The sequence below is a fragment of the Arthrobacter sp. P1_B11 genome, from assembly GCF_056406715.1.
In genome coordinates, this window is the sequence record NZ_JBFTZQ010000028.1 from 33,793 (window position 1) to 47,546 (window position 13,754).

General features: G+C 65.5%; 14 protein-coding genes and 2 tRNA genes. 10 read left to right on the forward strand and 6 right to left on the reverse strand.

What is annotated here, in order from left to right; translation table 11 throughout:
* Position 1 precedes the first annotated feature (1 nt).
* From AC1D14_RS18450 to ettA, 4 genes are all read left to right on the forward strand, one after another.
* Positions 2-583, forward strand: coding sequence for a single-stranded DNA-binding protein (locus AC1D14_RS18450; protein ID WP_230119713.1), 582 nt, complete (start codon positions 2-4; stop codon positions 581-583).
* 39 nt (positions 584-622) lie between these two features.
* A complete protein-coding gene (locus AC1D14_RS18455; RefSeq protein ID WP_476968939.1) occupies positions 623-913 on the forward strand; it encodes a hypothetical protein in 291 nt (96 codons plus the stop codon).
* Between the two features lie 121 nt (positions 914-1,034).
* On the forward strand, positions 1,035-1,304 hold the full coding sequence (locus tag AC1D14_RS18460; protein WP_476882306.1) for a DUF6993 domain-containing protein: 270 nt from the start codon (positions 1,035-1,037) through the stop codon (positions 1,302-1,304).
* A gap of 46 nt (positions 1,305-1,350) precedes the next feature.
* On the forward strand, positions 1,351-3,033 hold the full coding sequence (gene ettA, locus AC1D14_RS18465; protein WP_230119716.1) for an energy-dependent translational throttle protein EttA: 1,683 nt from the start codon (positions 1,351-1,353) through the stop codon (positions 3,031-3,033).
* Positions 3,034-3,147: 114 nt separating this feature from the next.
* Here the strand turns inward: ettA and AC1D14_RS18470 are convergent, their stop codons facing one another.
* The gene (locus tag AC1D14_RS18470; protein WP_476875636.1) at positions 3,148-4,119 is read right to left on the reverse strand and encodes an acyl-CoA thioesterase; all 972 of its coding nucleotides are present in this window, start codon (positions 4,117-4,119) and stop codon (positions 3,148-3,150) included.
* Positions 4,120-4,182: 63 nt separating this feature from the next.
* Here AC1D14_RS18470 and AC1D14_RS18475 point away from each other — a divergent pair, with 63 nt between their 5' ends.
* Positions 4,183-4,845, forward strand: coding sequence for a DUF8185 domain-containing protein (locus AC1D14_RS18475; protein ID WP_476968940.1), 663 nt, complete (start codon positions 4,183-4,185; stop codon positions 4,843-4,845).
* A gap of 57 nt (positions 4,846-4,902) precedes the next feature.
* On the opposite strand, the gene AC1D14_RS18480 is transcribed toward AC1D14_RS18475, so the two are convergent.
* The 4 genes from AC1D14_RS18480 to pepN form a co-directional block, all read right to left on the reverse strand.
* On the reverse strand, positions 4,903-5,361 hold the full coding sequence (locus tag AC1D14_RS18480; protein WP_290369779.1) for a globin: 459 nt from the start codon (positions 5,359-5,361) through the stop codon (positions 4,903-4,905).
* Positions 5,362-5,363: 2 nt separating this feature from the next.
* The gene (locus AC1D14_RS18485; protein ID WP_230119719.1) at positions 5,364-6,035 is read right to left on the reverse strand and encodes a mechanosensitive ion channel family protein; all 672 of its coding nucleotides are present in this window, start codon (positions 6,033-6,035) and stop codon (positions 5,364-5,366) included.
* Between the two features lie 106 nt (positions 6,036-6,141).
* Positions 6,142-6,621 (reverse strand): OsmC family protein, encoded by a 480-nt coding sequence (locus AC1D14_RS18490; protein WP_230119720.1) that lies wholly within the window; start codon positions 6,619-6,621, stop codon positions 6,142-6,144.
* A 31-nt stretch (positions 6,622-6,652) separates the two neighbouring features.
* Positions 6,653-9,205, reverse strand: coding sequence for an aminopeptidase N (pepN, locus tag AC1D14_RS18495; RefSeq protein WP_476968947.1), 2,553 nt, complete (start codon positions 9,203-9,205; stop codon positions 6,653-6,655).
* 133 nt (positions 9,206-9,338) lie between these two features.
* Here pepN and AC1D14_RS18500 point away from each other — a divergent pair, with 133 nt between their 5' ends.
* The 3 genes from AC1D14_RS18500 (at position 9,339) to AC1D14_RS18510 (ending at position 11,889) form a co-directional block, all read left to right on the forward strand.
* Positions 9,339-10,355 (forward strand): hypothetical protein, encoded by a 1,017-nt coding sequence (locus AC1D14_RS18500; RefSeq protein WP_476882309.1) that lies wholly within the window; start codon positions 9,339-9,341, stop codon positions 10,353-10,355.
* A gap of 104 nt (positions 10,356-10,459) precedes the next feature.
* Complete coding sequence (locus tag AC1D14_RS18505; protein WP_476882310.1) at positions 10,460-10,954, forward strand: ribose-5-phosphate isomerase; 495 nt, start codon at positions 10,460-10,462, stop codon at positions 10,952-10,954.
* Positions 10,954-11,889 (forward strand): Fpg/Nei family DNA glycosylase, encoded by a 936-nt coding sequence (locus tag AC1D14_RS18510; RefSeq protein ID WP_230119724.1) that lies wholly within the window; start codon positions 10,954-10,956, stop codon positions 11,887-11,889. Before AC1D14_RS18505 ends, AC1D14_RS18510 begins: the two co-directional genes overlap by 1 nt.
* 102 nt (positions 11,890-11,991) lie before the next feature.
* Here AC1D14_RS18510 and AC1D14_RS18515 read toward each other — a convergent pair.
* A tRNA-Gly gene (locus AC1D14_RS18515) sits at positions 11,992-12,062 on the reverse strand.
* Positions 12,063-12,195: 133 nt separating this feature from the next.
* Here AC1D14_RS18515 and AC1D14_RS18520 point away from each other — a divergent pair.
* Together AC1D14_RS18520 and tig are read left to right on the forward strand one after the other, a co-directional pair.
* Positions 12,196-12,270 (forward strand) — tRNA-Pro (locus tag AC1D14_RS18520).
* A gap of 79 nt (positions 12,271-12,349) precedes the next feature.
* Complete coding sequence (gene tig, locus AC1D14_RS18525; RefSeq protein ID WP_476968941.1) at positions 12,350-13,732, forward strand: trigger factor; 1,383 nt, start codon at positions 12,350-12,352, stop codon at positions 13,730-13,732.
* Positions 13,733-13,754 lie beyond the last annotated feature (22 nt).

Consider the following 13,754-nt stretch of genomic DNA (forward strand, 5'->3'; position numbering starts at 1 on the left):
GATGACCGACAACATCACTGTCCGCGGCTTCGTTGCCTCGGAAATCAGGAGCTCCACCACACCAGGAGGCGTCGCAACAGCCTCCTTCCGCCTCGGGTCCACGGACCGCCGTTACGACCGCGCAAGCAGCACCTGGGTAGATGGCAACACCAACTGGTTCACCATCCAGGGGTATCGCCAGCTGGCCGGGAACATCGGGTGCAGCATCAAGAAGGGCCAGCGGGTCATCATCGTCGGACGGCTGAAGATGCGGAGCTGGGAAAAGGACGGCCGAATCTACCATGTGGCGGAGATCGATGCTGAGTCCGTGGGCCACGATCTTATGTGGGGCTCGGCCAACTTCACCCGGACGGCGGGAATCAACTCCCAGCCTGCCGTGGCGGCCGGCGTGGTTGGCAGCGAACACGACGGCCACGGTGACGGAAACGGTTCAGAGCCATCAGACCGCGACGAAGCTGGGTCTGATGAGGAAGGGGACGAGGACGACGGCGGCGACGCGGCAGGCATCTTCATCGACGACACCACCGGGGAAACCATGCAGCTCGACTCCGATACCGGCGAGCTCACCGGAGCCGCAGCCTGACCGGCGGAGCCATGCGGCACCGTACCCCCGCGGTGCCGCATGGCAGAATGGCAGCGTGAGACGACCCGGGATATTCCAATCGACCACCCGACTCTTGGGCTCCTGCAGCAGGGTACCCGTCAGGGCATCGGTCGGAACATCGAGCAGAGCTTCGAGCACAACCTCGAGCAGAACGTCCAGCAGGACGTCGCTAAGGGCATCCGTACGGATCACGTTTACCGCGCTTCTGCTCGGAGCCATGGCTGCCTGCAGTTCCGGAACCGCCCAGCAGCCCGGTCTCGGCGCAGCGGGGGCTACCAGCCAGTCATCCGCTCCGTCCGCCGCGGCTAGCCCGCCGCGATCTGCCCGCTCCTCGCAGGCGCCTTCTGCGGCAGCCGGCCAGGCATCACGGGCTACGGAGACGCCCGGTACGGAGACGCCCGGTACGGCGACGGCCAAGATGCAAAAGACAATGTCTGAGACGCTGGGCGTCGTCGCCTCGGGAACCCCTAAACCCGAAGCCGAGCAGGTCAGGCAAGCGCTGACCGCCGCGGGAGTCCCGGCTGCCACCCTTGAGGTTTCGGCGGGCCGAACGCCCACCGGCCTGGACGTTGATTCCATCGAGGCGGCGGCGGTGCAGGGCAAGGACTGCGTCATTGGCCAGATCCGCGACGGCAAAGTGACGATTGCGGTGCTGCCCGTCCTGGCGGGCGGGAAGTGCTTCGTGGGGCCCCAAGCCTGACGTCCCGAATGTGAGATATACCCGTCAACCCACTAGATTTGGAACCATGGCGGAATTTATCTACACAATGACCAAGGCCCGTAAGGCTGTTGGCGAAAAACTTATTCTCGACGACGTAAGCATGTCCTTCTTTCCGGGCGCCAAGATCGGCGTTGTTGGCCCCAACGGTGCCGGTAAGTCCACCATCCTGAAAATCATGGCAGGCCTGGACACCCCCTCCAACGGTGAAGCCCGGCTGAGCCCCGGCTACTCCGTGGGCATCCTGCTCCAGGAGCCGCCGCTCAATGAGGAAAAGACAGTCCTGGGCAACGTCCAGGAAGGCGTTGGCGAGATCTACGGCAAGATCCAGCGTTTCAATGAGATCTCCGAGGAGATGGCCAACCCTGACGCGGACTACGACACCCTGCTGGAGGAAATGGGCCACCTGCAGGAAGCCATCGATGCCGCCGACGCCTGGGACCTCGATTCCCAGCTGGAGCAGGCCATGGATGCCCTCCGTTGCCCGCCGGCCGACGCTGACGTGACCCTCCTTTCCGGCGGTGAGCGCCGCCGTGTGGCGCTCTGCAAGCTGCTTCTGCAGAAGCCGGACCTGCTCCTCCTTGACGAGCCCACCAACCACCTTGACGCCGAGAGCGTGCTCTGGCTGGAACAGCACCTGTCCAGCTATGCAGGCGCAGTCCTTGCTGTCACCCACGACAGGTACTTCCTGGACCACGTCGCCGAGTGGATCGCTGAAGTGGACCGCGGCCACCTCTACCCTTATGAAGGCAACTACTCCACCTACCTGGAGAAGAAGCGCGCCCGCCTCGAAGTCCAGGGCAAGAAGGACGCCAAGCAGGCCAAGCGCCTTACCGAGGAACTGGAATGGGTCCGCTCCAACGCCAAGGGCCGTCAGACCAAATCCAAGGCCCGCCTGGCCCGCTACGAGGAAATGGCGGCCGAGGCTGACCGCACGCGGAAACTGGACTTTGAGGAAATCCAGATCCCGCCGGGCCCCCGCCTGGGCGGCTTGGTTCTGGAAGCCAAGAACCTGCAGAAGGGCTTCGACGACCGCACCCTGATCGACGGACTGTCCTTCTCCCTGCCCCGCAACGGCATCGTCGGCGTCATCGGCCCCAACGGTGTCGGCAAGTCGACGCTCTTCAAGACCATCGTTGGCCTGGAGCCTCTCGACGGCGGCGAGCTGAAGATCGGTGACTCCGTCAAGATCTCCTATGCGGACCAGAGCCGCGGCGGCATCGATCCCAACAAGACCCTCTGGGAGGTCGTTTCCGACGGACTGGACTTCATCCAGGTCGGCCATGTTGAAATGCCGTCCCGCGCCTACGTTGCCGCCTTCGGCTTCAAAGGCCCGGACCAGCAGAAAAAAGCGGGCGTGCTCTCCGGCGGTGAGCGAAACCGTCTGAACCTCGCGCTGACCCTCAAGCAGGGCGGGAACCTGCTGCTCCTCGACGAACCGACCAACGACCTCGACGTCGAAACCCTCAGCAGCCTCGAAAACGCGCTGCTGGAATTCCCCGGCTGCGCCGTGGTGGTCTCACACGACCGCTGGTTCCTGGACCGGGTTGCCACGCACATCCTCGCCTACGAAGGCGACGAGGAGAACCCGTCCAAGTGGTACTGGTTCGAGGGTAACTTCGAATCCTACGAGGAGAACAAGGTGGAGCGTCTCGGCCCCGACGCCGCTAAGCCCCACCGCGTTACGCACCGCCGCCTCACCCGCGACTAGCAATACGCGACTAAGCGTTAAGCCGCAAAGGCCGGTTCCCCGAAGGGAACCGGCCTTTCGCATGCGCGTGAGGCGACGCCGTGCCCGCAGCAGCCCGCAGGACCGTAATCCCGCTCAGGCTTTGCGTATCTGGTGCTGCAGGACTTTGGACTGGAAGGCGCCGGCAACCTTGCTCTTCAGGTCCGTCGGCACCCTGACCATGCCCTCCTGGGCCACGGACGCCACGTGCAGCCCCTCTCGGCTAAAGATCTTGCCGGTGGCGAGCCCCCGGGCCCCCTGGGCGCTCGGTGACTCCTGGACATACAGCAGCCACTCGTCCACCCGCACCGGCCGGTGCCACCACATGGCGTGGTCCAGGCTGGCCACGCTCATGCCGGGCGTGATCCAGCTGAGCCCGTGCTTGCGCAGAATGGACTCGAGCAGAGTGTAGTCGCTGGCATAGGCCAAGGCGGCACGGTGCGTGTTGGCGTCGTCCGGCATGGGGCTGAAGGTCTTCATCCAGACCGCGTTGCGGGCTTCCTTCTGACCCGTGGCCGCAACGTAGAGCGCGGGGTCCACGTGGCGGATGTCGAAGGGACGCTCATACGCCCAGTGCCTGGCCACCGGGTGGTCGAACTTCCCCAGGAGGTCTGCGGTGCTGGGGAGCGTTTCCGGATCCGGAATTCCCCGGGGCATTTCCGACTGGTGTTCGATACCCTCGTCCTCGGCTTGGAATGAGGCGATCATCGAGAGGATCGGCGAACCGTCCTGGTACGCGTGGACCCGGCGCGCCGAGAAGGACCGGCCGTCCCGCAGCCGCTGCACGCCGAAGGTGATGGGCTTGTTAGCGTCACCAGGGCGCAGGAAATAACCGTGCATGGAGTGCACCGTCCGCTCGGCGTCCACGGTCCGCATCCCTGCGATGAGGGACTGGGCCAGCACCTGACCGCCGAAGACCCGCTGGTGCGGCTGCCGCTGCGACGGGCCCATGAAGATGTCCTCGTCGGTGCGGGCGCCCTCAAGCTCGCCAAGATCAAGCAGTTCGATCAGGGAAGTCGTGGGGTCGTTCGTGGGCAGTTCCTGCAATCCGGCGTCCGCTTCAGTCATGGTTTGACTCTAGACGTCGCCCCGGCACCGCTCAACCGAGGCTCAGCCGGTAGTGTTCTTAATGTGTCTGATCTTCTCACCCAGTCCTTCCGCTTCGCCGATCCCCGCGACCTCGCTGATCTTCGGACGTATGCCACCCGTGCCAAGGCCATCGACGACGGCGCCATCCGGCTCCAGGCCGCAGGGTCAGTCCTCGCCGCGTACGTCTGCGTGCTCCGCCCCAGGATCCTGGGGGAGTCCACGCCCACCATCCTCGGCCTGCGGACGGTGGCCCTGGCGGAGCCGTCCGCAACGGATGTCACGGTGCCGCTGGCAGCCGTCCTTGACAGGCTCGCCCGGGCGGGGGAGAACGACGCCGAGCTGCCGGTCCCGCCGTCGACCGTCACCGAATCGTGGGCGGGTGTCGGAGCCCCCCGCAGCGGCTGGGAGCTGATCGGATCCGTTCCCGACGCCGAACTGCGGCAGACCGCCGAAGCGGGAATCGCCGAGGTCGCCGGACTCGTACCGGACAAGCCCGGCGCCCTTATTGTCAACAACGCCCGCGCCGCAGTCTGGGGGCGCGAGCTGGACGGCAGGTCGGGGCTTCCCGCCGGCGCGGCCTTCGCCGCACTCGCACTCGGCTTCCTCGGCGACGACGAGCAGCGCCTCTACCGTGCCGGGCGCTGGTTCCGACTCAGTGGCAGCCGCGGGCACGTCCTGGCGAGGACGGGTGCCGGCCTGTCCTAGCCGGCCGCCTTCGCCAGAATCGGTCAGGGAGTGCCTCAGTCCAAGGCCTACGGGTTCCTAGGACCCTGACGGGCTGTTGACCATGGAGAGCGCGGCACGCTCCATGTAGTCCCACAGGGTTCCCTCGTAGAGCGGGGGCAGCTGCAGGGCGTCCACGGCAGCGCGCATGTGGTGCAGCCAGCGGTCCTTGGCCTCAGGTGTGACCTGGAAGGGTATGTGGCGCATTCGCAGCCGCGGGTGGCCGCGTTCTTCGCCGTAGGTGGTGGGGCCGCCCCAGTACTGCTCAAGGAACATCAGGAACCGCCGCTTGGCCGGGCCAAGATCCTCTTCCGGGTACATGGGACGCAGGAGCGGATCGGTTGCCACGCCGTCGTAGAACACGTCGATGAGTTTTACGAACGTTTCGTGCCCGCCCACGGCGTCGAAAAAGTTGTCCGTGTAGCCCGGCTGGCTGAAGGGATCATTGCGCATCAGCTGCCTGGGCGCGCCGGGTTCGGATGGTGTGGGACTGGTCATGGCTATTCTCCGGCCTTCTGCTGCGGTCCGTGCTGGGCTTCGGCCTCGAGCGGCCCGTCTCCTGGCTCATCGGCGGGAGCCACGTAGTTGCCCTGCGACCGGTTTCCGACGCGGAGGATCTCACCGTTGCGCAGGTACCAGATCGCACCATTGTCGTCGCGGACGCGGGTAATCCTCAGGCCAATCGACTCCACGACGCCCACGACTTCGCTGGTCTCGATGATGTCACCGATCCCGTACTGGTCCTCGATCGTGATGAAGATGCCGGCCAGGAAGTCGCGGATCAGCTGCTGGGCGCCAAAGCCGATGGCGATGCCGAGGATACCGACGCTGGTCAGCAGCGGCGCCACGTCGACGTCGAGATTCTTGAGCACGTAGATGCTGGTGATGACCGCGATGACCACCCCCACCACACTGTTCAGCAGCGATCCGATGGTATTGGCCCGCTGGACCCGCCGCTCATGGTCCAGGGCCCGCAGCGCGGGGGCGACCCACTTGAAGTGGGGCTTCTTGAACAGCGCTGTTCCGCTGGCGACCCGCTTGGTGATCCGTGAGATCACGAAGCTTGCCAGCAGCCACAGGATGATGCCCGCGCCGAGGCTGATCGCGATTCCGGCGACGTCGAACCCGGTGGGTTCCAGCGAGGCCGAAGGCGTTGTAAACATGCTGTACATCTGCAGGGATGCTCCTTGTTGCTCTCCGGCGCCAGCCGGATTTCCCCGCCGGCGTTCGCGGCGGCTGGACTCGTTCCCTTTTAAGCCTAGCGGGGTATGCCGGTGGCTAGCTTCCTGCCGCTGTGGTAACGGGAACGTGCATTACGGGGAAATTTACGCTGCGGGCGATGAAACAAACCTGGTTGGCCTGCCGGTGCATCTCCTCGGCGAGCCCCACGTGGACAGGATCACCCACTTCCACACGCGGATGGAGCGTCACGTTTTCGAACTGGCCGCTTCCGTCGCGGTTGACGCGCATGAGGCCGGAGGCATTGTCCTCATAGGACAGGACGACGACGCCGTGCCGCACCGCGACGTGCAGGAAGGACAGCATGTGGCACTGCGCCAGCGCCGTGAGCAGCAGCTGCTCCGGGTTGTACCGCGAGCGGTCGCCGTGGAATGTGGGGTCGGCCGAGCCCTTGAGGACCGGCAGCCCGGGAATCTCGACGTCGTGGTCCCGGGAATACTCCCGATACGACGACGTGCCGCTTCCAAGGTTGCCGGTCCATCGAACAGTCAGCGAATAGTGATGCTCGTCAAGGGCCATGCCGCCAGTTTAGATGCCTGCGGGCCGTCGCCTAGACGTCAGCTGCACGTGCCCGCAAGGCCCGGGCAACGCCGTCGCGGTTTTCCAGCATCATGCGGCGCAGCGCCGCGCTGTCCTCGGGAAGCGCCGCGAGGAACTCGTCCGTCCGGTCCACGGTGGCCTGGGTGGTCAGCTGTGCCGGGTAAAGCCCGACGACGATCTGCTGGGCCAGTGCATTGGTGCGCTGGGCGACAATCCCCGGTACGGCGTCGAAGTACTTCCCGGCATAGGGCTCAAGCAGTTCCGTGTCCAGCACCCGCGTGAAGCCGGCGACGGCCGAGGCCTGAATGGCGTTGGACAGCTCGCCCTTTTCCACGATGGATTCCCAGGCCGCCGCCTTGGCCTCGGGGGTGGGGATGGCAGCCTTGGCCAGCGCGGCCGCGTTCTGGCCGCTGGAGGTGTTGTCCCGCTGCAGCTCGGCGTCGATCTGCTCCTGGCCCATCCGTCCGCCCACCACGAGTGCTGCCAGGAGTTCCCACCGCAGGTCCTGGTCCACCGTCAGCCCGGGCAGCGCGACGGAGCCGTCCAGCAGCCCGGCAACCGCGTCCAGCTGCTGTTCGCTTCGGGCCAGCAGAGCGTAGGACTTGATGAACTGGAGCTGGGCATCGGATCCGCCCGGCACCGTCGAGGCGAGATCCCAAAGCCTGTCTCCGGCTGCCACGATGGTGGCCTCACGGTGTTCCCCGGCCACGTAGAAAGTAAGCGTGGTGGCCAGCTGACGCAGCTGCACAAGGATCACCGACGAGTCACTTTCAGAGGCGATGTTGGCCAGGATCAGGTCCACGTAGCCGCGCGCTGGCGTCTCGCCGTCGCGGGCAGCGTCCCAGGCCGATCCCCAGACGAGCGTGCGGGGCAGGCTCTCCCGGAAGTCCTTCAGGTGCGACTTGGCCGTTGCCAGCGATTTTTCGTCCAGCCGGACCTTGGCGTAGGCGAGGTCGTCGTCGTTGAGCAGGATGAGGTCCGGCCGCCGCAGCCCCGCCAGCGCTGCCACCTCGGTGCGTTCGCCGTCGATGTCGAGCTCCTCGCGGTGGACGCGCTCCAGCTTGCCGTCGTCTGTGACGTCGTAGAAACCCACGGCGAGCCGGTGCGGGCGGAGGGTCGGCTGCGCGGCAACGGCTGACTGCAGGATGGCGAAACCGGTGATGGTGCCGTCCGCGTCCACTGTCAGTTCGGGCTGGAGCGTGTTCACCCCTGCGGTTTCGAGCCAGAGGCGGCCCCATCGGTCCAGGTCACGTCCACTTGCTTTCTCCAGTTCACTCATCAGGTCGCCCAGCTCGGTGTTGCCCCAGGCATGCTTGGCGAAGTACTCCCTGACACCGGACATGAACTGCTCCGGGCCCACCCATGCCACCAGCTGCCGCAGCACGGAAGCACCTTTGGCGTAGGTGATGCCGTCGAAGTTGACCTCCACGTCCTGAAGGTCGTTGATCTCGGCGAAGATCGGGTGTGTGGTGGGGAGCTGGTCCTGGCGGTAGGCCCACGACTTTTCCACCGACGCGAAGGTGGTCCATGCGCTCTGGAACTTGGTGTTCTCTACTGCGGCGAGGTGGGACATGTATTCGGCAAAGGATTCATTGAGCCAGAGGTCATTCCACCAGCGCATGGTGACGAGGTCGCCGAACCACATGTGCGCCAGCTCGTGCAGGACGGTGATGGCGCGGCGCTCCACCTGCGCTTCGGGGACCTTCCCGCGGAAGACGTAGCCCTCCAGGATGGTCACGGCCCCGGCATTCTCCATGGCGCCGGCGTTGAACTCCGGCACGAACAGCTGGTCGTACTTTTCAAACGGGTACGGGCAGCCGAACTGCGCCTCGAAGAACTCAAACCCCTGGCGGGTCAGTTCAAAGATGTTGTCAGCGTCCAGGTACTGCATCAAAGACTTGCGGGCGAACACGCCGAGCGGAATGACGCGGCCGTCGGATCCCGTGACGTCGCTGCGCACCGACTGGTACGGCCCGGCGATCAGGGCCGTCACGTAGGAGGAGAGCCGCGGCGTGGGGGTGAATTCCCAGACCGAGCGGGCGCCGCCGTCTGCTCCGGGCGAAGTTTCCACCGGCGACGGCGTGGGGGAGTTGGAGACGACGTCCCAGTGTGACGGTGCCGTCACTGTGAACTTGAACGTCGCCTTGAGGTCCGGCTGCTCGAACACAGCGAACATGCGGCGCGAATCCGGCACCTCGAACTGCGTGTAGAGGTAGACCTCACCGTCCACGGGATCAACGAAACGGTGGAGCCCCTCTCCGGTGTTCATGTAGGGGGTGTCCGCCACCACGGTGAGCTCGTTTTGCGCGGAGAGGTCCGCCAGTCGGATGCGGATGCCGTCGGAGACCGCCGCAGGGTCGAGTTCGCGGCCATTCAGGGTGACGCTGTGAACGGTCGCGGTCACGGCGTCAATGAAGCTGGAGGACCCGGGGGCAGCGCTGAACTTTACGGTGGTGGTGGAGCCGAAGACCTTCCCGCCCCTGGTCAGGTCCAGGCGGACATCGTAGGACTCGACGGCGATCAGATCGGCGCGCTCACGTGCTTCGGCGCGCGTCAGGTTCATTCCTGGCAAGGTTGGGCCTCCTGAGGGGTGGTGGGTCGTTACTGTGAAGCCATTGTTTCATTTCCCGGTTCTTTGGCAAGTTGCGTGGATCACTTTCCCGGTCCCGGCGGCGCCGCAGGGGTAGCGTTAACGCATGGGAAAGTTCCTCGATTCGGTGGACATCAAAGCGCTGCGCTTCGCAGTAGGGTTTCCCGTCCTGCTTGCGGCTGCCTTTGCGCTGAGCGCCGCATTTCTGCGTCCCGACCTTCCGGAACCGCTGGCGGTCCGCTGGAACGACGACGGCGGCATCAGCTTTGCGCCGTTTGCCGCCTACGTGGGGGTCGGGGCCGCGATGATCGTGGCCGTCGGCTGGCTCGTTCTCCTGCAGGCTGTCCCTGTTTCCCGGCCCACGGTGATGCGCCGCATCATGATGGGGGCCGGCCTGACGGTGAGCCTGTTCGTGACGAGCGTCCTGGCCGCCGGCCTGGTGGGACAGGCGGGCCTGGCCGACGCTCGGGAATCCCGGGTGGACCTCATCGTGCTGGCCATGGGCAGCGGCGCCGCTCTTTCGCTCGGCGTCATCCTGGGATTCGTTTTCAAGGCGGACCAGCAGTGGACGCCGGAGGACGACCGGGCCCTCCGGCACGCCCTGGAGCTTGAGCTCGACCCCGAGTTGGCCAGCGATTCGATCAGGCTATGGGTGCACGCCCGCAGCTCTGTCTTTGTCATGATCGGTATCGCCAGCCTGTTCCCGGCGTCCCTTGTTTCGATTGCCGTTCCCTGGCTGGGTGCACTGTTGGTTGCTGCGGCCCTTGTCGGCGCTGCCTTCCTCTTCGCCCGAGTCACCGCAGACCGCAGCGGGCTGCGGGTTTTCGTTGCCGGAATACTGAGGGTGGTGAACATTCCGGCGGAGGCCATCTCGGCGGCCGCTCCGGCGGACGTCCGCGCCGCCGACTACGGCGGCTGGGGCTACCGCCACCACGGCGGAACAGCAGCTGTGCTCGTGAGCAGTGGGCCCGCCGTCGTGGTCCGCAAGACCGACGGCCACCGGCTGGCGGTGAGTGGCGGAAACCCTGCCTCGGCAGAGCGCCTCGCTGAAGTACTGACGCGCGTGGCCGCGCGTGCCCGGCGCGAGGGCCGCTCTCCTTCCCAGGGCGATGCCGGCGCGTAATTTGCACGGCATCACGGGAACCGGACCTAGTACTCTTGGACCTGTTGATTTGACCTGTACCAGCCCGGCCGCGCCCCGGTGCTCATGACTGAACGGAAGCCACCGTGACCACAACTCCTGCATACCCGCGGGTCCACATCGCCACCGACCACGCCGGCATGGAGCTGAGCGCCCACCTGGTCAGCCACCTGTCGGCCAAGGGTTACGACGTGGTGGACCACGGGCCGAAGGAATACGACGCACTGGACGACTATCCGTCGTTCTGCATCAACGCTGCGCTCGCTGTCGTGGCGGACCAAGAGGCGGGAGTCCACTCCCTCGGCATCGTGCTGGGCGGCTCCGGAAACGGCGAACAGATCGCTGCGAACAAGGTCAGGGGTGTCCGCGCTGCCCTTGCCTGGAACCATTCCACGGCCACCCTGGCCCGGCAGCACAACGACGCCAACGTCGTCGCCGTTGGGGGACGGCAGCACAGCGTTGACGAGGCCACCGCCCTGATCGAGGCATTCCTGGAGGAACCCTTCAGCAACGACGAGCGCCACATCCGCCGCATCGGAAAGATCGCCGCCTACGAAACCAGCGGCGAGGTCATCGAGTAGTGCCCGAGGGGCATTCCATCCACCGGCTGGCCCGCCAGTTCGGTGACGTATTCGCTGGCGGACGGCTCGCCGTCTCCAGCCCCCAGGGCCGCTTCGCCGCGGGCGCAGCTCTGCTTAACGGCCACACTCTGGTCAACGCCGACGCTCACGGGAAGCACCTGTTCCTGCACTTCGAGCACGGAATGGTGCTGCACGTCCACCTGGGACTCTACGGCGCCTGGGACTTCGGCGGCGACGGCGAGTTCCGCGGCGCGTCCAGCATCGGCGCGCCCCGCAGGGTGGGGGAGCGTGAGGTGGCCGGCGAAACCGGCGTGGACCTGCCCGCGTACGCCGGCCCGCCGGCGCCTGTGGGTGCCGTGCGGGTGCGGCTGGCAGGCGAACACGGCTGGGCAGATTTGCGCGGCGCCACCACGTGTGCGGCCATCACGGAGGACGAAGCGGCGGCGGTCCTCGGGAGGCTCGGCCCCGATCCGCTTCACAATCCGGGTCCGCTGCGCACTCCGTATCCCCTGAATGAAGCGAACGTCAACCGTGAAGACTTCGTCCAGCGGGTTCTGGGGCGCAGAACGCCGGTGGCGACGCTGCTGATGGACCAGAAGGTGATTGCCGGCGTCGGGAATGTGTACCGGGCCGAGGTGCTCTTCCGCCAGCGGCTTGACCCCCTGCTCCCGGGCCGGGCGCTCACGGCAGCCGTTGCAGGCCGCATCTGGGATGACACAGCCGCCGTGATGTCCGACGGCGTCCGCGATGGCCGGATCATCACCACAACCCCCGGCTTCTGGAGCGATAAGACCTCGCTGCCGCCCACGGAGGAAGCACATTTCGTCTACCGGCGGCACGGGCAGCCGTGCCGGGTGTGCGGCACTCCGGTGGCTCTCGCAGAGCATGCCGCCCGCAAGCTCTACTGGTGCCCGCTGTGCCAAAGCTCGGCGTGAGCAGACGGTCCGGCTCAACGGCCGGCCACAGCCTCCGTTGCAGCAGATCCGGGAACGAATGCAGGCACAAAAAAGGGCCCCTCACCGAGGGGCCCTTCGCCGAGGGGACGACGGGAATCGAACCCGCGTAATCAGTTTGGAAGACTGAGGCTTTACCATTAAGCTACGTCCCCGAAAGAAAGCAGTTGTCGCAACTGCGGATCTTCGGGCTGGCTGTTGAAGCCGGATATAACTAAACCTAATTCATGCCCCACGTGTCAAATGTGCAAAGCCGGCGGGTATGAACGTAGACTGTCCTGTGCATTACGGGGTGTAGCTCAGCTTGGCTAGAGCGCCTGCTTTGGGAGCAGGAAGTCGCAGGTTCAAATCCTGTCACCCCGACTCTGCGGCCCGGGCCGATGGCCTGGGCAGAGAATCGCGATTGCAGAACCCCATCCAACAAATCAGGAGTACTTAGACTGTGAAGAGCGCTGTCGAGAACCTCACCCCCACGCGGGTCAAGCTCAATGTTGAGGTCCCCTTTGAGGAATTGAAGCCCAGCATCGAAGAGGCATACAAGACTGTTGCTTCCCAGATCCAGGTCCCTGGCTTCCGTAAGGGCAAGGTTCCCTCCAAGCTGATCGACCAGCGCGTTGGCCGCGGCTACGTGCTGGAGACCGCCATCAACGAGGGCCTCAACGGCTGGTACCAGGCCGCCGTCCAGGAATCGGGCATCCGTCCGCTGAGCCGCCCCGAAGTTGAGATCACCGAGGTTCCGGACCCGTCGGCAACCGACGGTGAACTCAAGTTCCACGCCGAGGTTGACGTCCGCCCGGAGATCGAACTCCCGGAATACGCAGGCATCAAGGTTGAGGTGGCTGCAGCAGAGTCCTCCGACGCCGACGTCGACAAGGCTCTGGATGAGCTGCGCGGCCGCTTCGGCACGCTGAAGTCCGTGGACCGCCCGGCGGCCGACGGCGACTTCCTCACCATCGACATCACGGCCACCATCGACGGCGCAGAGGTGGACTCCGCTTCCGGTCTGTCCTACCAGGTTGGCGCCGGCACCATGCTCGAGGGCATGGACGAGGCAGTCACCGGCCTGAGTGCCGATGAGGACGCCATCTTCGACACCACCCTCGTAGGTGGCGACCACGCCGGCGAAGCCGCCCAGGTCAAGGTAGTGGTCAAGTCCGTCAAGGAGCGCGAGCTGCCCGAGGCAAACGACGACTTCGCCCAGCTGGCATCCGAGTTCGACACCCTTGCCGAGCTGCGTGAGGACCTTGCCAAGCAGGCTGCCGACTCCAAGGTCGTCGAGCAGGGCGTCGAAGCCCGCGACAAGGTCCTGGACAAGCTTGTTGAGCTCGTTCAGGTTCCCGTCCCGGAATCCGTTGTTGAAGAGCAGCTCGAGCAGCACTTCAACGCCGAGAACGCCCACGGTGAAGGCGAGCATGACACCGAGGAGCACCGCGCCGAGGTCAAGGCCAACACGGAGCGCGCCTTCCAGAACGAAATCATCCTCGACGCCATCGCCGAGAAAGAGGAAGTGGGCGTCAGCCAGAACGAGCTGATCGACTACATCGTCACCACTGCCAGCCAGTACGGCATGGACCCGAACCAGTTCGCCCAGATCATCGATCAGAGCGGCCAGGTCCCCATGATGGTGTCCGAGGTCCGCCGCCGCAAGGCACTGGCCGTCGTGCTCGGCCAGGCAGAGGTTACGGACTCCGAGGGCAACAAGGTTGACCTGAGCGACTTCGTCCGTCCTGCCGGCGAGGACGAGGCCGCGGCCGCCGAAGAAGAAGCTGCTGACGATGCAGCCGAGGTCGTCGCCAGCGACGATCCCGCAGCTGTGAAGTTCTAGCAGCTGTCTCGCACTGACAGCT

Excerpts from the sequence above, each read along its gene's own strand:
- AC1D14_RS18460 (WP_476882306.1), top strand. The coding sequence starts at position 1,035 with ATGTCTGAGACGCTGGGCGTCGTCGCCTCGGGAACCCCTAAACCCGAA.
- AC1D14_RS18485 (WP_230119719.1), bottom strand. The coding sequence starts at position 6,035 with ATGTACAGCATGTTTACAACGCCTTCGGCCTCGCTGGAACCCACCGGG.
- AC1D14_RS18470 (WP_476875636.1), bottom strand. The coding sequence starts at position 4,119 with ATGACTGAAGCGGACGCCGGATTGCAGGAACTGCCCACGAACGACCCC.
- AC1D14_RS18455 (WP_476968939.1), top strand. The coding sequence starts at position 623 with ATGGCAGAATGGCAGCGTGAGACGACCCGGGATATTCCAATCGACCAC.
- AC1D14_RS18450 (WP_230119713.1), top strand. The coding sequence starts at position 2 with ATGACCGACAACATCACTGTCCGCGGCTTCGTTGCCTCGGAAATCAGG.
- AC1D14_RS18480 (WP_290369779.1), bottom strand. The coding sequence starts at position 5,361 with ATGACCAGTCCCACACCATCCGAACCCGGCGCGCCCAGGCAGCTGATG.
- AC1D14_RS18490 (WP_230119720.1), bottom strand. The coding sequence starts at position 6,621 with ATGGCCCTTGACGAGCATCACTATTCGCTGACTGTTCGATGGACCGGC.
- ettA (WP_230119716.1), top strand. The coding sequence starts at position 1,351 with ATGGCGGAATTTATCTACACAATGACCAAGGCCCGTAAGGCTGTTGGC.
- pepN (WP_476968947.1), bottom strand. The coding sequence starts at position 9,205 with ATGAACCTGACGCGCGCCGAAGCACGTGAGCGCGCCGATCTGATCGCC.
- AC1D14_RS18500 (WP_476882309.1), top strand. The coding sequence starts at position 9,339 with ATGGGAAAGTTCCTCGATTCGGTGGACATCAAAGCGCTGCGCTTCGCA.